General features: G+C 64.5%; 17 protein-coding genes. 2 read left to right on the plus strand and 15 right to left on the minus strand.

Annotated elements, in window-relative coordinates:
- Nucleotides 1-48 precede the first annotated feature (48 nt).
- Both EYV96_RS04400 and EYV96_RS04405 read left to right on the plus strand, forming a co-directional pair.
- Nucleotides 49-1,533, plus strand: coding sequence for a B12-binding domain-containing radical SAM protein (locus tag EYV96_RS04400; RefSeq protein ID WP_131150264.1), 1,485 nt, complete (start codon nt 49-51; stop codon nt 1,531-1,533).
- Nucleotides 1,514-2,857 (plus strand): nucleotidyltransferase family protein, encoded by a 1,344-nt coding sequence (locus tag EYV96_RS04405; protein ID WP_165488589.1) that lies wholly within the window; start codon nt 1,514-1,516, stop codon nt 2,855-2,857. Before EYV96_RS04400 ends, EYV96_RS04405 begins: the two co-directional genes overlap by 20 nt.
- On the opposite strand, the gene EYV96_RS04410 is transcribed toward EYV96_RS04405, so the two are convergent.
- The 15 genes from EYV96_RS04410 to EYV96_RS04480 all read right to left on the minus strand — a co-directional run bounded on the left by EYV96_RS04410 (nt 2,741) and on the right by EYV96_RS04480 (nt 17,610).
- Complete coding sequence (locus EYV96_RS04410; protein WP_131150266.1) at nt 2,741-3,850, minus strand: glycosyltransferase family 4 protein; 1,110 nt, start codon at nt 3,848-3,850, stop codon at nt 2,741-2,743. The two genes, EYV96_RS04405 and EYV96_RS04410, sit on opposite strands and share 117 nt — an antisense overlap.
- On the minus strand, nt 3,847-4,968 hold the full coding sequence (locus tag EYV96_RS04415) for a glycosyltransferase family 4 protein (RefSeq protein ID WP_131150267.1): 1,122 nt from the start codon (nt 4,966-4,968) through the stop codon (nt 3,847-3,849). The genes EYV96_RS04410 and EYV96_RS04415 overlap by 4 nt, the downstream gene beginning before the upstream one ends.
- Before the next feature lie 8 nt (nt 4,969-4,976).
- Nucleotides 4,977-6,491, minus strand: coding sequence for a B12-binding domain-containing radical SAM protein (locus EYV96_RS04420; protein WP_131150268.1), 1,515 nt, complete (start codon nt 6,489-6,491; stop codon nt 4,977-4,979).
- Between the two features lie 3 nt (nt 6,492-6,494).
- Nucleotides 6,495-7,193 (minus strand): class I SAM-dependent methyltransferase, encoded by a 699-nt coding sequence (locus EYV96_RS04425; protein ID WP_131150269.1) that lies wholly within the window; start codon nt 7,191-7,193, stop codon nt 6,495-6,497.
- Nucleotides 7,193-8,395: an amidohydrolase family protein gene (locus EYV96_RS04430; protein ID WP_240732339.1), complete on the minus strand. Its 1,203-nt coding sequence runs from the start codon at nt 8,393-8,395 to the stop codon at nt 7,193-7,195. The genes EYV96_RS04425 and EYV96_RS04430 overlap by 1 nt, the downstream gene beginning before the upstream one ends.
- Complete coding sequence (locus tag EYV96_RS04435; RefSeq protein WP_131150271.1) at nt 8,385-9,266, minus strand: class I SAM-dependent methyltransferase; 882 nt, start codon at nt 9,264-9,266, stop codon at nt 8,385-8,387. The genes EYV96_RS04430 and EYV96_RS04435 overlap by 11 nt, the downstream gene beginning before the upstream one ends.
- 81 nt (nt 9,267-9,347) lie before the next feature.
- Nucleotides 9,348-10,181 carry a Wzz/FepE/Etk N-terminal domain-containing protein gene (locus EYV96_RS04440; protein ID WP_131150272.1) on the minus strand — a complete coding sequence of 278 codons (834 nt, stop codon included), beginning with the start codon at nt 10,179-10,181 and terminating at the stop codon, nt 9,348-9,350.
- Between the two features lie 10 nt (nt 10,182-10,191).
- Nucleotides 10,192-11,334 carry a hypothetical protein gene (locus tag EYV96_RS04445; protein WP_205746087.1) on the minus strand — a complete coding sequence of 381 codons (1,143 nt, stop codon included), beginning with the start codon at nt 11,332-11,334 and terminating at the stop codon, nt 10,192-10,194.
- Complete coding sequence (locus EYV96_RS04450) at nt 11,334-12,287, minus strand: glycosyltransferase (protein WP_131150273.1); 954 nt, start codon at nt 12,285-12,287, stop codon at nt 11,334-11,336. The genes EYV96_RS04445 and EYV96_RS04450 overlap by 1 nt, the downstream gene beginning before the upstream one ends.
- Nucleotides 12,284-13,537, minus strand: a complete 1,254-nt coding sequence (locus EYV96_RS04455) for an O-antigen translocase (protein WP_131150274.1) — start codon at nt 13,535-13,537, stop codon at nt 12,284-12,286. The genes EYV96_RS04450 and EYV96_RS04455 overlap by 4 nt, the downstream gene beginning before the upstream one ends.
- The gene (locus EYV96_RS04460) at nt 13,534-14,646 is read right to left on the minus strand and encodes a DegT/DnrJ/EryC1/StrS family aminotransferase (RefSeq protein ID WP_131150275.1); all 1,113 of its coding nucleotides are present in this window, start codon (nt 14,644-14,646) and stop codon (nt 13,534-13,536) included. The genes EYV96_RS04455 and EYV96_RS04460 overlap by 4 nt, the downstream gene beginning before the upstream one ends.
- The gene (locus EYV96_RS04465; RefSeq protein ID WP_131150276.1) at nt 14,646-15,578 is read right to left on the minus strand and encodes a GNAT family N-acetyltransferase; all 933 of its coding nucleotides are present in this window, start codon (nt 15,576-15,578) and stop codon (nt 14,646-14,648) included. The genes EYV96_RS04460 and EYV96_RS04465 overlap by 1 nt, the downstream gene beginning before the upstream one ends.
- Nucleotides 15,571-16,518 carry a glycoside hydrolase family protein gene (locus EYV96_RS04470; RefSeq protein ID WP_131150277.1) on the minus strand — a complete coding sequence of 316 codons (948 nt, stop codon included), beginning with the start codon at nt 16,516-16,518 and terminating at the stop codon, nt 15,571-15,573. Before EYV96_RS04470 ends, EYV96_RS04465 begins: the two co-directional genes overlap by 8 nt.
- Before the next feature lie 4 nt (nt 16,519-16,522).
- Nucleotides 16,523-17,188 carry an acetyltransferase gene (locus tag EYV96_RS04475; protein ID WP_131150278.1) on the minus strand — a complete coding sequence of 222 codons (666 nt, stop codon included), beginning with the start codon at nt 17,186-17,188 and terminating at the stop codon, nt 16,523-16,525.
- The gene (locus EYV96_RS04480; RefSeq protein WP_131150279.1) at nt 17,173-17,610 is read right to left on the minus strand and encodes a sugar 3,4-ketoisomerase; all 438 of its coding nucleotides are present in this window, start codon (nt 17,608-17,610) and stop codon (nt 17,173-17,175) included. The genes EYV96_RS04475 and EYV96_RS04480 overlap by 16 nt, the downstream gene beginning before the upstream one ends.
- Between the last annotated feature and the right edge of the window lie 152 nt (nt 17,611-17,762).

Below are 17,762 nucleotides of genomic sequence, written 5' to 3' on the forward strand. Positions count from 1 at the left end.
GGGCGACCCTGGTTCGCCGTGTGTCGGCGGGGATGGAGGCGGAAGCGCATGTTGAGGATCCAGGTAGCACACTCGTACTTCCTGCGTTACGACCGCAAGCAATGGGAACGCGGCAAGCCGTATCCGCCGCTGGCGACGATCCACGTCGCCGCGATGCTGCGCGACCTCGGCCACCACGTATCGCTGTTCGATGCGATGCTGGCGCAGGGCGTCGAGGACTTCGGACCCGCCGTCGATGATGCTCGTCCCGAGCTTGTCGTCATCTACGAAGACAACTTCAATTTCCTGACCAAGATGTGCCTGGGCAGGATGCGCGAAGCTGCGCTCCTGATGATCGGCGAAGCACGCTCCCGCGGCGCGCGCGTTATCGTGGCCGGCTCCGACGCGTCCGACCAACCAGAGCCGTTCCTTGCCGCCGGCGCGCACGCGGTGCTGATGGGCGAAGGCGTCGGACCGTTGCTCGATCTCGTGCATCGCCTGGATCGTGGCTTCGTGTCCGAGGAGTCGTGGTCAGACGGACTGCATGGCGTAGCCACGATGGCCGGAGGGGCTATTCACGTCAGTCGCCCGGGCGCCCAGCCGCCTGACCCGCGCCTCGCCGTCCACCCGGCATGGGATCTTGTCGATATCGAGCCATATCGCGCGCTCTGGATGGCACGCCACGGCTATTTCAGCCTCAACATGGCCGCATCGCGCGGCTGCCCCTTCCGCTGCAACTGGTGCGCCAAACCCATCTGGGGCAATCACTACAGCCGGCGAACGGCACAGAGCGTCGCCAACGAAATGAGTCGGCTCCGGCTCGAGTTCCATCCCGACCACATCTGGATGGCCGACGACATCTTCGGCTTCCATACGCGCTGGGTCGATGAACTGGCCGAACACATGCACGCGGGCGGAGGCACGGTGCCTTTTACCATCCAGACGCGCGCCGATCTTGCCAGCGAGGGCATGGCGGCCGCACTGCACCGGGCCGGATGCGTCGAAGCATGGATTGGCGCGGAAAGCGGCAGCCAGCGCGTGCTCGACCACATGGCCAAGGGCACCCAGGTGGAGGACCTGATCACGGCGCGTATGCGCCTGGGCGAGCACGGCATCAAAGTCGGATTTTTTATCCAGCTCGGTTACCTGGGCGAAGACCTGGACGACCTGCTTGCCACGCGCGACCTCATTGCGCGTGCCCGTCCCGACGACATCGGCGTCAGTGTGTCCTACCCGCTTCCCGGCACTCGATTCTATGAACAGGTCAAGGCGCAAATGGGCGAGCAAACGCATTGGCACGAGAGCAACGACCTGGCCATGATGTTTCAAGGTGCGTACGACACGGACTTCTATCGACGCGTCCGCGACCTGCTGCATGAACAAGTCACCTTGCAGCAATGGCACGTCGTCGACGACGGAGCGCAACATCAGGAGGCCGTCACCGCACTGGATAGCCGATGGGATGCGTTGCTGGCCACCGAACAGTCCCACCGCACCCACCGGGCGGAGGCGCGAATCATCGCGATGCCACACCATGCCCGCCAACAGCGCTGACACGCCCGCCATGCCAGGCTGGCATGAGGTACGCGCCGGCATGGAGCGCGTAACGGAGGCGATTGCCCACGAGCTCGCCCAGCCTGTCGCCCAGCCACCGCCCTGGGGCGCGCTTGAGTGGCGACTGGCCATGGCGATGGCAACTGCCCATGGCGTCGCGCCACTGCTGAGTGCCTATCCCGGCTGGCCGCATGGGTGCTGGCAAACGTACCTCGCCGGTCAACGCATGCATGTCGAGGCGCGACACCAACGCTTGCTGGCACAACTGGAGGCTATCGATTCACTGGCGCGTGAGCGCGGCATTCCGCTAGTCCCGCTCAAGGGAGCGGCATTGCATGCACTGGATGTCTACGCGCCCGGCGAACGCCCGATGGCTGACCTGGATCTGCTGATCGATCCGGCCGACGAATCCCGCGTCGGCGACTTGCTGCAACGGCTTGGCTACGAGCTTTCGATGGTCGTGTGGAAACACCGCGTGTACCGCATCCCTCAAGCGTTCGAACCGTCAACGCTGGGCGAACATCGCGACGCGGCGATCACGATTGAAGTCCATACATCGATCCAGGAACGCCTGCCGATGCACGTGGTTGATCTGAGCTCACGCGTTCGAGGTGCCGCGCAGGTACCCGGCATCAACGCGTATGCGTCCGTGGGCGCCCTGCTCTGCCACTTGCTGCTTCATCTGGCGGGCAACATGTGTACGCGCACCGTGCGCCTGATCCACGTGCATGACATCAGCCGCCTGGCGGCGCTGTTGCAACCACATGACTGGGATGTCCTGCTGGAGGCGCACCGCACATTGGCTGACTGGTGGGCCGTCCCTCCCTTGCGACTGGTCGAACGTTATTTCGCCGGTGCCGTGCCACGCCGCGTGCTTGACGCGCTTGAGCCACGCTGTCCACGGCGTTTACGCCCGCTGACAACCGGAGCGGCCTTGACGCGGCTATCGTGTTCGGCGGTGTGGCCCGCGGCGTTTCCGGGATGGCGCTGGACCCGCAGCACCGGCGAAGCCATGGCATACGTCTCGTCGCGACTGCATCCGGATGCGGAAGCCCGGCGCGAACGCAAGGCCATGCTACGCACGCAGGCATGGCTCCAGGATCATTCTGCGCACGCAAGCATGGTGTCGCGCGCGTGGTCGTTGCTCGCGCACACGACGCCCCGCGCGGATACGCGTCACCTCGTCAGGCTCGCTTTCGGCGCGGCGTCACCGCAGGCCTCCGGTGAGCAGCTTGAGGTACAGGGACTCGAAAGCTCGCGCGGTAAAGTCGGCGTCTTCGACGATCGCGCGGCGCTGCGCGGCAATCGCCAGACGCAGGCGTAGATCCTCGTCACCCAACACTTGACCGATCGCGGATGCGATGGCGTCAGCGTCGCCCACGGGCACGGCCAGGGCCGCTGTCGGCGCCCATTCGGCGAAGTGACCTACGCATGTGCCCACGGCGGGCACACCCATGACCGCCGCCTCCAGCAAGGCGACGGGACCCGTCTCGTGACGGGAAGACATCACCAGCAGATGGGCACGCTCCATCAGGCAGCGCAGTTCCCGCTGCGTGCGAAAGCCGTGGAACTGCAGGCGACGGTCCAGACCCAGCTGTCCGGCGAGCCGGCGGGTCTCGCCGTCGAGCGTGTCGACGCCAACCACGTCCAGCTGGAAATCGACACCCGACCGGTCGAGGATGGCCATGGCCTGGAGCAAGGTGCCCTGGTCTTTGACACGATTGAGATTGGCGACGTGAATCAATCGCGCGGGGCCTGCGCCGCGTTGCCTCGGCACCATCGGCGGCCAACGTCGAAGGTCCACGCCCAATGGCAGCCGTCGCGCACGCAGTCCGAGGGAACGCAGTACGTCGATCGCCGGATGACTGGCCGCCGTGATGGCGTCGGCGCCGCGAAGAATAACCGCCTCACGCCATCGGTCGCGCAGGCGCCTTCGCCCGCCATAACCGATCGCGCGAAGATCGACCAGCTCGCCACCGGCGATATGCACCAGCCCGGCGCATTTCAGCCAACGCGAGGCCAGCACGGCGACGAGTCCGCAATAGCCTGAGAAGATCGCCTGGATCACATCGAAGGGGGCGCGACGATGCTCGTGCCGGATAGCACGAAGCGCATGCCACCGAGGCGCGCGTTCGCCGACGTTGTGTATGAACGCGCCGGCCAGCATCCACGTGTCGGGCAGCGGCTCCTGGTGCAAGGCGTACACATGCACTTCGTGCAGCCGGGCCAGGCGCTCGATCAGGGCGAGCAGCGCGGGAATGACCCTGCGTTCGCCCGACCGATCGACACCGCCCGGCACCACCAGCGCAAGCTTCATCCCGTCCTCCGCCAGTGCGTGGCCAGCAGTTGCTCGTAGGCATCAGCCCACAACTTGCCCACGGCCTGGCGTGAAAGAAAGCGATCGAAATGGGCACGAACCGAGGCGCGATCGAAGCGTCCCCGCGCCGCTTCGATAAGGGCATCGCCCATGGCAACGGCGTCTCCCCGCGGCCACAGCCTGGCCACCGGTGCTGCCAGGGCGCGATGGGCCGGAATATCGGTAACGACAGGCATGGCGCCACAAGCCATGGCCTCCAGCAGCGCGTAGCCGGAGCCTTCGGCATGACTGCCGGAAACGAATATATCCGCGCTGCGAAGATAGGCTTCGACGTCGGCATGGGGCACCTTGCCGCGAAGATGGACGCGCCCGGCCAGCCTCGAATCGCTGTCGATCCGTTTGCGCACCTGCTCCAGCAAGGTGGCGTCACCGTAGAGGCACCACATCTCGAGCCCGGGCAAGACCGACATCGCACGCGAGATACCATCGAGTACCGTTAGCGGATCCTTGCCGGAACTCAACCGCCCCACCCACAGCACGCACGGCGACCCGTGCAGGCCAGTTCGCGCCCGAGCCCTGAGCTGCGACCCGACGCGAAAGTGGCAGGTCGACTCGGGGATGTCGAAAAGCTGCATGCGCGGACCAAACATGCCGGCATCAAGATACGGCTGGGCCAGCGCCCGGGTGGTGAAGGCCACGCCGGAAATCACCGAATACCAGTGTTTCCATCGGGCACGCCGCCACCAGCGCGGCGGGCGGTCCGCGTGATCCTGGATCAGGATTGGCACGCCGGGAAGGCCTTGCTGGAGCGCGTATGCCTCCGCAGCGAACCGGAGGCCGTGGACATGCACTACGTCGGGCCGCAGCTCCTGGACGCGACGCACGGAGCGCTGCCCCCGGCTGCCTGGGTGTGGCACCTCGCCGACATCAAGGAAGTGGTAGTCCACGCCATTGCGACGCAAGCTTCCCGTGTAGCGCGCGTGCTGCACCACCGACATGCGGACGCCGACGCTGGCCGCCGTCTCCGGAATATCGGCCACCGAATGCCACCGGTCGAACAACACGCCCGGCGGCATATCCGCAGGCGCTTCCTCGAAATTGATCTGGACCACGTGCATGACCGTCTTCAAAGTCCGGAAACCTGTGGCATGCGCAGGCGCACGATCCGATTGGCCAGGTTCAGTTCCCACGGGCCGTCGTAACGTCGCGCGTGGTATCGCCATGTCGCGGCGGCGCTCAGCGTGCGTTTGACCCAGCGCGGCGAACGCATGTCCTGCACGGTAGGAAAGCGACAACGCAGCACGGTTTCAAAATCGCGGATCCGTCGGCGCAGTCGGTCCGTGAGCCACGGGGCGTCGGTGTGGCAGGCATAGTCAACCCAACGCTTTTCGGTCCACACCTCCGGCGTGGCGGGAAAAACCATAGGGTGGCCATCCGCATCGAGCAGAGGCGCCGAGGGATGCCTTTCACGATCCCTCTCGTTGCGACTACTGTCCGGGAGCGGCGTGTAAATGTAGATCACGACTTCCGAGTGCGGATTAATGCGCTTGAGTTCCCGGACGAACTCGAAGGTGTGCTCGGTTTCTTCCTCCGTGTTCACCGGCGGCGCCACCATGAATGACATTTCGGGGATCACGCCATGGCGACGACAGAGCTCGGCCACGGCCAGTGTCTGGTCCGGCCGCGTGCCTTTGCGAATCTCGCGCAGCATCGCGGGACTCGCCGATTCGGCGCCGATGTAGGCCATGCGAAGCCGGCTCTTTCGCACCAGCTTCCACGTCGACTCCGAGAGATTCAGCAGTGCATCGGCACGGGCAAAGCACCACCAGGGCAGCGCCATCTCGGCCATGACTTCCAGCAGCGGCACCATGTCCTGCTCGCGATCGAAGAAGTTGTGGTCGAAGTACTGGACCGAATCGGCGCCCAGGTCGTACTTCAGGTAGTTCAGGTCCCGGCGCAGCCGCATGGCATCCGGCAACGCAGTGGCACCACCGAACATCGCGGCGACACCGCAAAAAGTGCAGCGAAAGCGACAGCCGATCGACGCCTGGTGCGCAACCGTCCGCCGGCCAAGGTAGGTATGCGCGAGATATTTCCGGGGGTCACCGAGCAAGTGGTAGGGCAACAGTCCGGTGGGGTCGCTGCGAACGATCTTTCGCGCCCGGTTGTGGACGATACCCTCGCGTGATTTCCAGGAAAGCCCCTCGATCTGCGCGATGCGATCATGCCGTCCTTGATGCAGCGCTTGCACCAGCTCCGGTAGTGCGACGTCGCCCTGGCCACGCACGGCATAGTCAACGTACGGAGCCGCCAGGGCCGTATCGGGGTAGAGGGTCGGAAAATAGCTTCCCCATACGATGGGTACCCGTGGGTCAAGCTCACGGACCAGACGCGACGCCTGGATCGCGGTTGCGACCTGCGGCCCGCCCATCACCCCCAAGCCCACCGCGTCGAATCGATCACCATCGAACGCGGCACGCACCGCGCCGGGCATATCGCGATCGACATTGCAGTCGACGATCTTGCAGCTGCCCTTCACATCGAGTCCGGCCGCAAGGTGCAGTAGCGCCAGGGGAAACCGCGCGCTGTGACGTGAGGTAACCGTCGGGTTGATCAGCAAGGTGCGAGGACGATCGGACATGGTCTATCCCGGGCGTCGCAAGCGGAAAGCGAGAACCACCGGTACCGACAGTGCACGCGGATCGAAATGCGCGCCCATCGGCACGTCGGCTGGATCAAGTGCCGGCTCCGCCATGGTCTCGATGGTCAGCCCCACTCTGGCGCAGGTGTCGTGCCACGCCTCGACGGTATGAATGGCATGTTTCACCGCGTAGCGGCGCCCGCCACTGCGAAAGTCGCGTTGCCAGCCCAGGCCTGCGCCGATGGGGTGGACATCGCTGCACAGCAACGTGCCGCCAGGACGCGTCACCTCGCGCAGGGCGAACAAGGCGTCCTCGAGGCGATCCACATGGCCAACCGCCAGCGCACAAAGGGTCAGGTCGGCCCACTCGCCGGGCATGGGCAAGGTCGTCAGGCTACCCTGGGCCAGCGCGATGCAGGCGTCGTGGCGCCAGGCCGCCAGTTCCATGCGGGCGCTCTGGATCATCTCGGACGAGATATCGACGCCTGCAAGCGTGGTGGCACCGCGACGCAGCGCATGCAACAGATATCGACCGCTACCGCATCCGGCATCGAGCACGCGCTTGCCCAGAAGCGATTCGGGAAACATCGAAAGCATCGCCCGCTCTTCGGCCAGCATCACCGGATTATGAGCATGCGCCGGATAGTGCGGCGCCCACAGTGCGTAAGCGTCGCGTGGCTCCAGTTCAGGCAGTTGTGACATCAGCATCGGGCCTCCTTGCGAACATCGCGTGAGGTGATCGGAAGCGTGGCGGTCAGCCCTGGCTCGAGTGCGAGCAGTACCGGATCGGCGTACTGCGTTGCCAGGAGCTTCGGTTGACCATCGAGGAAGACGGGGGTGGTGGGAACGCCAGCCGCTTCGAACCATGCGGCAAACATGGGGTCGCCCCATTGCGGCAGCCCATCGCGCACGACCATGCGGATATCGGCGCGCGCCAGCCCAACCAACGTGCCTTCGCCCCGGTCAGGAACGATAACCAGGTCGGCACAAGCGCCCGGCGCAAGGTGTCCGCGCCCTTCGCTGCCCAGAATCCTCGCCGGGCGTTCGGTGACGAGATCGATCAGGCGTGATGCAGGCAGGTCGGAGTATGCGCGGGCGCGACACAGCTCATCGAGCAAATCATCGGCGCCGGTCAAGCGTGAATCCGTACCCAGTGCGAGTCGACCGGCATGGGCCAGTCGCGTGGGTTCCAGCGTGGCACCGAGCAGGCGCAGGTTGCTCGTGGGGCACCACACGACAGCGGCATGGCTGGCGATGATGCGATCCATGTCGCGCAGCGAAAGGCCGACGCCGTGGATCATCACGGTCTGCGATGACAGGCAACCCTGCGCATCGAGTGCCGTTAACTCGGCGTGCGCCTTTTCGTCGGTCCCTTCCGCCAGATGGATCATCCAGGGTCGCCCGGCGGGCGTCTCGAGAAAACTCTGCCGCATCGCAGGTCCGTACATCGGCCATCCGGGGGCGTAACACCAACCCGCATCGCGCAGCACGGACACGGGGAAATCCGACGCGTCGAACATCGGTTCCCAGGAATCGTGGTGGGCGACAAAGGTGACCCCGCTGAGCAGGTTCTTCAATGCACCGTGCCGCAATCGAAGTGCCTTCGGCAGGGCCAGCGCCTTCAGCGTGGCAGGATCGCGAAACTGCACCTGGAAGGCTTCGATCCACTCATAGCTGTTCGCGAAGGGGTGCCGCGGCCGGTAGGCCGGCAAGGCATTGAGGTGCAGGTGGTCGTGCGCGTTGATCAATCCCGGATAAATCCGGTGGTCGCGCAGATCAATGCGCATGCCGGCCGAAGCCGTGGGAGTGCCCAGACGACCATCCTCGATCTGCAGGGACACTCTCCCGCCCCGACCGTGCACGGCGGCATGGCGCAACTGCACGATGCGCGAGTTACCGTCCATGCTCATCACGCTTGCGCATGACGATCAGGAAGTGGTCGCCCATGCCCCGAAGGAGTGGCAAGGCACCCAGGCGATCGTCGAGCCAACCCATCGCGTTACACCATCGGCGATGTCGACGGTAGTAATCGACCAGATAGGGCGGCGGCATGAACAGGCTCATGGCCTGGTACCGCTCCAGCGCGAAATCACCGGCGAATGCACGATAGAACTCGCGTGGCGTGTAGTACGACGTCCAGATCGTGTGCTTGTTCATGCCCACCGCCGTGGGGCCGCGCCGGCCGCGGATGGCGGCGCGACGCAGGCGACCACGCATGACGTAATGAACGACCTCCCAGGGACACAGACGTCCGATGACGGAGAACACCAGCGTGCCGCCGGGGCGAAGCAGTCGCGCACATTCGCGCGAGACGGCGCGCAGATCCGGCACGCAGTTGAGTGGACCGAAGTTCGAGTAAATTCCGTCGAACTCATCCTGGATGCGATCGAGCTGATGGGTGCCGACATGCTCGGCAAGCAGCCGCGACTCCAGTCCGGCGAACGCCGCGCGCGCCTGCGTACGGCCCACCATGGCCGGCGACCAGTCGGTGGCGAGGACCTGATAACCGAGCCGCGCGAACTCAAGGGCATCGAGGCCTGTGCCACATCCCAGGTCCAGCAGCGCGCCACCTGTGGGCACCCGCTGCTGCACCGTCGCCCACATCGTGGCGCGCATGCGCTGGATCAGTTCATTGTTGCCGCGCGGCCCATCGTAGTCGGCAGCAACGCTGTCAAAGGCACGCTGCGTATCCAGCAGGCGCGCCTCGCACAATTCATCCTCCCGGCCGGGCCCCTGCTCCGCCCGGAACTGCGTATTGGTGTGATGCTGACGCATGCCGTTGGCACCCGGTCGTGGAGATCGTGGGCACGATGCCCACGTTTTCCGTGAGTGCCATCCCGGCCTTGCCGGGTTGAATCAACGCATGGCGACAGACAGCGCCGCCAGGCGACGACGGCGCATCGCATCGCGTGCGGACATCAGGCAGGCGCCGAGCGCGAGTCCAAGCAACAAGGCCATGCCCCAGCTCAACACGACATTGGGAAACACCGGGTGCTCGGGCACATAGACGGGCCATGCCAGCGACGTCTCGAAGGTATAGGCGCTGCCTAGCTTCCCTTCCAGGTCGCTGCGCAGGGCCTCCAGGACGCGGATCTCCTCGTTCCTGGTCGACAGCACGACCGTCGACACGCCGGCACTGACGCGGTCAGTTGCTGCCGATGCAAGCTGCGCACGCTCGGCCCTGGCGGCACGCAGGTCGTCGTCCACCTGGCGCACGCGCTGCTGGGCCCAGGTCATGGCGTGGGCCTGGAGCGGTGCGTGGACGGCGTGCAACCAGGCAACCGTCGCTTCGGCCAGTTGCCTGGCTTCGTCCGGCGAGTACGCGCGGAAGTTCACTTTCACCATGGGTCCGGCGTATGGCAGCGGCTCAAGCTTCACGCTCTTCCGATAGAGACCCGCTTCGGGTGAGTTCAAAGGTATCTTGAGGCTTGCGAGGACGTCGTTCTGGAACGACGCCATCTGCAGACGCTCAAGCACGCGTTGTAGCGGCTCGATCTTGGGATCCTGCCCTTGCGGCGTGACGCCAACCTGCCCGATCTGGATCCATGCCGACGCTTCCCATTGCCGTTTCGCCGTATGCGTAAACGTCCACGCCGCCGCGCCGGCAAGAACCAGCGCAGCCAGCATCCATAGCCATTCGCGTCGAAAGACGTGCCAAAGATCGACCAGATAGATCTCTTCGCGTCGCATGGGAATCCCGTCATCCGAAAGTGGCGACACGGTCGCCGTGACTGTTCGAGCGCACTGGCAGCAACCAGGCGAGCCATTGCATCAGGAGGCAAAGCGCGATGAAACCAAAGTTCGTCCAGGTAAAAGCCTGGGGTGCGAACGGTGCCATGAGGCAGACATAGGCCATGCGCAGGAAAATCAGCAGCGCGAAGAGCGACACGCCATCACGAAGCCGCCGCATGCTCCAGGCGAGCATGCCGTAGAGAAGCCCCATCGACAGCAGCGCGCCACCGGCGCCCCACGCCATCAGGAAAGGAAAGTACTCTGTGCCCACGTTGATGTTCTTCGCATCAAGCGGGATATCGGTACCGGCCGTCGCCACCGAACCGGCCAGAGGCACCAGTTGATTCACCAGAAAGCTGGCGTTGGTATATCCCTTGGCGAGGATCGCGCTGAAGTTGTAGGGACCGGCGGTGGCATAGAGCAAAAGCCATTTGATGCCCGGTGGCGAGGCACGATAGAGGTCATCAAACGGCAAGGTGACATAGTCCAGCGTGCCCGAGCGCACTATACCGAGCACCGAGAATGTTGCAGCTCCGCCAACCAGCAAAACCAGCCCCCTGCCCCACGGCAGCCGCCTTGAGCGATCCCTGCGCAACAGCATCAGCAGGCCCAGGGCGCACAGCGCCGCGAACAGGCGGTTGCGATCAATAACCAGGATCGGGAATGCGAATCCAAGGGCGAGCAACGACCACCGCAAAGGACGACGGTCGGTGCATAGCATCGCAATGGGGACGAGCACCCAGCACATGTCGGAGACATGCCGGATGTGTTCGCGGCCGCCTGCCATGCTGGCGTACGCGGCGGGCTCGTCGAACAGGGGGATCGGAAAGAACACCAGATCGATGAAGCAGAACACCGCGATGGCACCGGCGAAAGCCAGTGCGACCAGACCTTCTCGCGTCCCCGCGAAATGCATCGATCGAAGGGCCGGCCAGTCCATGCGTCGTGTTCCCCGAATCCCGTCGGCGGCGGCGAGTGCCAGCGACGAAACCACGAGCCACACCAGGCCTTCCAGATAGTCCGGCGGCACGTCGTAGGTCAGCCAGGTAAGCGCGCACGCCACCAGCATGGGCAAGACGATGTAGGTCGATGGCAGGGCCAGCCAGCGCATCAGGCGTGCTCCACCCTTCGGGGCAAGGCGCGTTGCGCAGATCGCATGCGAACCCATGCCATGGCGGAGAACATCGCATAGGCCAGCATGTGGCCTGCGACGGCGCCGTAGCGATGCTCCAGGAAATGGATCTTGGCGCCGATCACGTGCGCCTGCGCACGCATCAGCAACAGAAAAGGACCGCTGAACATACACGCCCTGCGTAAGGCGACATCGCGGGACTCCATCAGGTTGTGCACGCGCACACGCCGGTTGCGCGTCCGGCTGAAGTTCTCGCCGTGAAGCCGATAGGCACAAACCGGGCGATCGATGAATCCCAGCGCATCGTGGGCGGCCAGGCGGAGGAAGAAATCCCAGTCGTCGATCCGCAGGGTTTCGCTCCAGCCAGCAACGCTTTCAAGCCCTTTGCGCCGGATAAGCGCGACGGGGCCGCCGATGGCCCAGCGACTGATGACAGCGCGCCGTATGCCTTCGTCAGACGCGTACATGCGCTTGTCCGCGCCATGGAGATCCTGCATGCCACTGTCGTGAAGCTGCCTGCCCTGCGCATCGACCACGATGGAGTCGCCAACGACTGCCCACTTGCGCGGTCGGCTTTGCAGGTACGCCACCTGCGCACCGATGCCTCCCGGCAGCAGGTAATCATCACTGGCACCGAGGCGCAGATACTGTCCGCGCGCTCGCGCCGCAAGTTCGTTGAGGGTGGCGGCAATCCCCTTGTTGGCGCGGCAGACGAACTCGACGGGCAGGTCGGCGCCATGCCGGACGATCCACGCGGCAATGCGCTCGCGCGTGCCATCCATCGAGCCGTCATCGATGATGACGAGCTCTTTCGACGGGTAAGGATCTTCCAGCACGCTGTCCAGGAAGCGCTCTACGAATCGCTCGTGGTTGTATGCCGGCAGGAGCACCGACACGAGGGGTGAGTACGGCACGGCGCGTCGCTGAATCATGCCCGCACTCCCAGATAGCGATGGGCGACCACCGCGGTGAAAACCAGATAGCCGACGTAGTTGAGCGCGAAGGCGTACATCGCGCCGATCAGGCCGTAGTGCGCCGTGAGTACATAGACGAGGGCGACGTAAGTCAGCGCGAAAACGCATTCGGACACCACGAACAGCCGCGTCATCGCCTTGGCCAGCATGAGGTAGGACAGCACGAACGAGGCGATTTTGATGACATCGCCCACCAGTTGCGGACCATAGAGTGCATTCGCTGAGCCGAAGTCCGCACTGAACAGCATGTGCGTGATCCCATCGCGCGCCAGATAGACGAGCAAGGCCAGCCCGACGACCAGCGGGAGCACGATGCGCCAGGCCTGCCGCAGTTCGCGAACGATGTCCTCGGGCGCCTCGGTGGCGGCGAGCTTCGGCAGGTAGTACACGTTGATCGCGGTGGTCAGGAACAACAGATAGGCGTCCGACACCTTGCTCACGGCCTGCCAGTAGCCCACCTGCTCCCAGCCAAACTGCAAGGCGAGATGGTCACGGACGGCAATACCCACCAGGGGAGGCATCAAGGCCGACGTGAGCGTCATGACCGAAAAAGCCGCCAGTCGCCACGTCATCTCCGCATCGAAGCGAAGCCGCCACATGCCCGGCCGGAAATAAGGACTGCGGCGCCATGCAGGAAGACCCACGGCCAGCCACAGCAGCTGCGTGATGATCATCGCCAACAGCGCGCCGTAGAGCTGAAGCCACTTCGCCAGCCAGACGGCGACGATCATGCCCACCAGGGATCCGGTGACCTGGATGAAGGCGAGCCGCCGCACATCCATGAACCCGTTGATGACGGCAAGGATGTAGTTGGCCAGCGCCATGCCGATCTGGGCAAACGCGAGTATGCGAATCAGGCTGGCGAAGTGGACGTCCCCAAGCAGCCAGGCGGCGAGTGGACGGCTGGCAACCAGAGCGACGATGCCGGTCAGCACGGACGCGCTGAGCGCGTACCACAGGGCGGCCGCCAGCAAGCGGTCGAGCAGGTGGGCATCGTACCGGTACTCGGCGACGTACTTGACGATCGCCGAGCTGATGCCCCCGCCGGCCAGCACCGCGAGTATCGACATGAGGCTCATGAACTGCCCCAGCTTGCCGACGCCAACGGGGCCGGCGATCCACGCGACCAGCTTGATGATCACCAGGGCGGCGAGCAGCCGTGCGGCCGTCGCCATGGCGGACCATGCGCCTGCCCTCACCGCATTCATGCGGCCACCCCGAAGGACAGGCATGCGTCGATGACTTGTTCGATCGCACGATCATCCATGGTCGGCCCCATCGGCAGGCTGAGCACTTCGCGATGCAGGCGCTCGGCAATCGGGAGGGAGATCGACGCCATGTCGCCGTACGCCGGCTGACGATGAGCCGGCACCGGATAATGCACCTGGGCATGGATGCCGCGTTCAAGCAGGTGGTGTTGCAGCGCGTCCCTGCGCTCGCAGCGCACGACGAACAGGTGCCAGGCGTGCGCTTCTTCCATGGCGACATGCGGCAACGCGATATCGGGATGTGCGATGGACTGTCGGTAGCACCGCGCGACGCGACGACGCTCGGTCACGTCCGCGTCGAGGTGGCGCAATTTCACGCGCAGCATGGCGGCCTGGATTTCATCCAGGCGGGAGTTCATCCCCAGGTAGAGATGCCGGTACTTTTCCTGCGAGCCGTAGTTGCGCAAGGCCGCCACGCGTGAGGCCAGTTCCGGGTCCGCGGTGACGACGGCGCCTCCGTCGCCCAGGGCGCCCAGGTTCTTTCCCGGAAAGAAACTGTAGGCGGCCGCATCGCCCCACGTCCCCGCCATGCGCCCGCCAAGGCGCGCGCCATGTGCCTGCGCCGCATCCTCCACCAGCAGCAGACCGTGCCTTCGCGCGATATCCACCAACGAGGGCATATCAGCCAGCTGTCCATACAGGTGCACGGGCAGCAGTACGCGCGTGCGCGGCCCGATGGCAGCCTCCACGCGGGCAGGATCGATGTTGAAACTGGTGGGGTCCGGTTCCACGGGCACCGGCACCAACCCGGTCGCCGTAATGGCCAGATAGGTGGCGATAAACGTGTTTGCCGGAACGATCACCTGATCACCCGGCATTAGCAAACCGAGCTCGCGATAACCACGCAGGATCAGCACGAGCGCATCCAGGCCGTTGCCGACGCCGATCACGTGCCTTGCACCCAGGTAGCTGGCGAACTCGCGTTCGAAGGCGGCGAGCTCTTCGCCGAGCACGTACCAACCTGAGTCAATCACTCGCGATGCGGCGGCCTTGAGTTCGTCGCCATAGCGCGCGTTGATGTCGCCGACGGTCAGGAAGGGCACGGCCATCACAGCGTCCACTCATAGGTGTCGTGCACGATCGAGCGGCCACCAAAGGACTCCTTGTGGGCGACAAGGCCTTCGTTGAGAACGTCACCGTGCTGCTCAGTCGATATGCCGAAGCTGAACCAGGTTCGCGATGCGTAGTGATCGCGAATCAGGCTACCCAGGAGCAGGCTCAGCGCATCGCAGGCGCGCCCTTCTTCCGACGCGGCCATGTACTGGGTGTGCACGGTCCGGCCGTAGTCATAGGTGACTACACCGGCCAGCAGGCGTCCTTCCCGGCGGGCTTCGTGAAGCAGAATGTGTCCGGGAAAGCGCGCGTGCAAAAGGCGCAGCTCGCCCAGTGAATGGGTTGGCGTGGCGTCGTGTGACGCGAGCACATCGGTCAGCAGGGTATGGAAGTTCTCCCAGTCCCGGCCTGCGCCTACGGTGACGCCTTCGCGTTCCGCGCGGTGCATCGCGTGTCGGCGTGCCTCGGACCATCGGTAACCCTGCTGCAAGCCGATCACGGTGGACAGCTCGCGACGGGCGAGTCGCGCACCTCGTCGCTGCAAGGCGTACAGATCATCTTCCGCCGGGTAGGCCTGAAAGACATGGGGTACCGGCTTGTACGTGATTCGCGAACATCCCTGGGCCCGGTAGTGGTCGGCCATCCGGTCAAAGGTTTCGAGCGTGCCCTCCGCCCGCAGTGCGTGCGAGAGAATCAGTCCCGCGTGGCTGAGGCCACCGTGGCTGACAATGTGTCCATTGATCCGATGGGCCGGAAAGACGGCCACCGGCATCCCCTTGCGCATCACGATCAGCGAGGCATCGCTGAATCGTTGGCGGTGGTAGTCCATATAGGCGCGGCGATGCTGAAGCGTGCCGTTGCGCGACGCATCGACGACGCCGTCCCAGACGGCCTCCAGCCCCGGTTCGTAAGGAAGCAGACTAAGCATGCGCGGCCTCGAAAGCCGGATGATCCGCGGCTTCGGCGACGCCGAAACCGTCCACACCCATGTCGTTGCCGTTGTAGAACATCAGCCAGCGTCCGCCATGACGGATCAACGCCGGATAACAGATCACCCGCGAGTCCCAGCCTGACCGGGAGAGCGCGAGTCCAAGTTGTCCGTCGTCCCGGGTCCATGTCTCGCCGTCGGGGCTGAAAGCGATGCCCGGGAAGTAGTCGCCCTGCGTATTGCCGCGCGTAAAGTACATGACGTAGCGACCATCGATGCGATACACGCGCGGTCGCCCGATGCGGTATTCGGTGCCCCGCGGCGCAAGGCAGACCTGGTCGTCGCGCGGCACGGCAGCCAGGTCGCGCGTGGCCACGGTGCGAATGTGGTAGCGCGGATACGGCCGGCCACCAATGAACTCCCAGCTGTCGCCCACGGCATACCAGAGTCGCCAGCTTCCGTTTTCATACATCGCTGTGTGCACCGCGCCAATGGTGCTTCGCCCTGGCGCGCGATCCAGGATGGGCGTCTCCTGCACGCGGTGGAAGGAGTCGCCTCCATCGGTCGACAGCGCCAGTCCGGTAAAGGCGAGGAATTTCGCGCGCGCCACTTGCTGGAAGCCGACATAAAACATGTGCAGGCCACCGGGACCGTCGACGATGTCGCCCAGGATCATGCCGTTGTCGTCAAAGCAGCCGCCGCGACCGACATCGAGCACGGGCCGCGTACTGACCGACAGCACGTGCGACGGGTCATCGGCGCGGATGTCGACATAGCCGATCCGGCTGACACCATCCTCATCGCGAAAACCGGCGTACACGCGAATCCTGTCACTGCCACGCCGTATGGGTGTTGGCGTCAGCGCCGAATGGCGCATCCATCCCCCCACGCCTTGCTGCGCGGTGCGAAAGACCAGTCCGCGTTTGGTCCAGGCGAACATGGCCTCAAAGCCTTACATCGAAACTGGAGCGGTTGGGAATGGCCTGTGCGGGCGAACCAACGTAAACCCGCCCGGGCTCCGTATGCTTCGTCACCAGCGCCCCCGCTCCTATGACGTTGTCTTCGCCGACCTTGATACCGTCGTTGAAGGTGGCGTTCACGCCGATGAAGCTGCTCGAGCCGATATCGCAATAGCCGGATATCACGGCATGGGAGGCCACGAAGACATTGTCACGAATCACCGTTCGGTGACCGACGTGATTGCCGCTCCAAAGGATGCAGTTGTTGCCGATGTGCACGAAGGGCTGCACGACGTTGTTCTCGAAAACAAAGCTGTTCTCGCCGACCTCGGCATTGCGCCAGACGAACGCCCGGGAGCTGATGTACGTGGCGAAGCGATAGCCGCGCGCCTTGCCGTCAAGGTAGAAGCGCGTGCGCAGGCGATTCAACTGGCTGGCGGGTATGGCGACGAAGAGGTCGACCGTGCCCGGGGGATGAATGTCAGCCAGGCGCTCATAAGCAAGGACGGGACGGCCCGCGAGATCGGGGGACGTGAGGTATGGGGATTCTACCGAGAAGGCCACGACGTCGTAGTCACTGTCGTGCTCGAAGTATTCGCAGGCAATCTGCGCCATCTCGCCCGCACCGATCAGGATCAGCGGCCGGGACATGCCACCACACCCTCCAGGTAGGTCCGGTCGCTGAGTTCGCCCAGGAATTGGGCGTAATCGCGGATATAGTCCGTCGGATCATAAGGCTGGTCGGCCAGCACCATCAGCACGCAGTCGTCGCTGAAATCATAGAGTTCACGCCAGACCATGCTGCCCATGAACAATCCGCTCGATGGCTGGTCGAGGAGGACCTCGCGCGCGCCGTTTCCATCGTCGAGCAGTATCTTCACCGAGCCGCGAACGGCGATGGCCAGCTGATTGAGATGGCGATGCGCGTGGCATCCCCGATGGATGCCCTGCTGCGTGCCGAAGATGTAATAGACGCGGCGGATCGGAAAGGGAACATTGCGATCGGTTTCAAGCGATACCAGCATGCCACCGTGGTCGCCGTGGGACTGAAGTTGAACGCGTTCGATGTCCATGATCCGTGCCGTAGAGGAATCCGCGTCGACGACCGTTTCATCTGAGTGCCGCCGCTTCCGGCAAAGGTTGCGTGCGGTTCGATGGCGTCGTGCGCCGGGCCATCGGGCAACCTTTCCCACCGTTGGCTGCACTCATTCCCGTTACGTTTCCA

Origin of the sequence: Dyella terrae, assembly GCF_004322705.1 — a bacterium.
GTDB lineage: Bacteria > Pseudomonadota > Gammaproteobacteria > Xanthomonadales > Rhodanobacteraceae > Dyella_D > Dyella_D terrae.

Bases quoted from the DNA above. Each gene is read 5' to 3' on its own strand.
- EYV96_RS04400 (WP_131150264.1), top strand. From the start codon at position 49: ATGTTGAGGATCCAGGTAGCACACTCGTACTTCCTGCGTTACGACCGC.
- EYV96_RS04465 (WP_131150276.1), bottom strand. From the start codon at position 15,578: ATGCTTAGTCTGCTTCCTTACGAACCGGGGCTGGAGGCCGTCTGGGAC.
- EYV96_RS04475 (WP_131150278.1), bottom strand. From the start codon at position 17,188: ATGTCCCGGCCGCTGATCCTGATCGGTGCGGGCGAGATGGCGCAGATT.
- EYV96_RS04410 (WP_131150266.1), bottom strand. From the start codon at position 3,850: ATGAAGCTTGCGCTGGTGGTGCCGGGCGGTGTCGATCGGTCGGGCGAA.
- EYV96_RS04420 (WP_131150268.1), bottom strand. From the start codon at position 6,491: ATGTCCGATCGTCCTCGCACCTTGCTGATCAACCCGACGGTTACCTCA.
- EYV96_RS04480 (WP_131150279.1), bottom strand. From the start codon at position 17,610: ATGGACATCGAACGCGTTCAACTTCAGTCCCACGGCGACCACGGTGGC.
- EYV96_RS04430 (WP_240732339.1), bottom strand. From the start codon at position 8,395: ATGGACGGTAACTCGCGCATCGTGCAGTTGCGCCATGCCGCCGTGCAC.
- EYV96_RS04435 (WP_131150271.1), bottom strand. From the start codon at position 9,266: ATGCGTCAGCATCACACCAATACGCAGTTCCGGGCGGAGCAGGGGCCC.
- EYV96_RS04455 (WP_131150274.1), bottom strand. From the start codon at position 13,537: ATGAATGCGGTGAGGGCAGGCGCATGGTCCGCCATGGCGACGGCCGCA.
- EYV96_RS04445 (WP_205746087.1), bottom strand. From the start codon at position 11,334: ATGCGCTGGCTGGCCCTGCCATCGACCTACATCGTCTTGCCCATGCTG.
- EYV96_RS04415 (WP_131150267.1), bottom strand. From the start codon at position 4,968: ATGCACGTGGTCCAGATCAATTTCGAGGAAGCGCCTGCGGATATGCCG.
- EYV96_RS04470 (WP_131150277.1), bottom strand. From the start codon at position 16,518: ATGTTCGCCTGGACCAAACGCGGACTGGTCTTTCGCACCGCGCAGCAA.
- EYV96_RS04440 (WP_131150272.1), bottom strand. From the start codon at position 10,181: ATGCGACGCGAAGAGATCTATCTGGTCGATCTTTGGCACGTCTTTCGA.
- EYV96_RS04450 (WP_131150273.1), bottom strand. From the start codon at position 12,287: ATGATTCAGCGACGCGCCGTGCCGTACTCACCCCTCGTGTCGGTGCTC.
- EYV96_RS04425 (WP_131150269.1), bottom strand. From the start codon at position 7,193: ATGTCACAACTGCCTGAACTGGAGCCACGCGACGCTTACGCACTGTGG.
- EYV96_RS04405 (WP_165488589.1), top strand. From the start codon at position 1,514: ATGCCCGCCAACAGCGCTGACACGCCCGCCATGCCAGGCTGGCATGAG.
- EYV96_RS04460 (WP_131150275.1), bottom strand. From the start codon at position 14,646: ATGGCCGTGCCCTTCCTGACCGTCGGCGACATCAACGCGCGCTATGGC.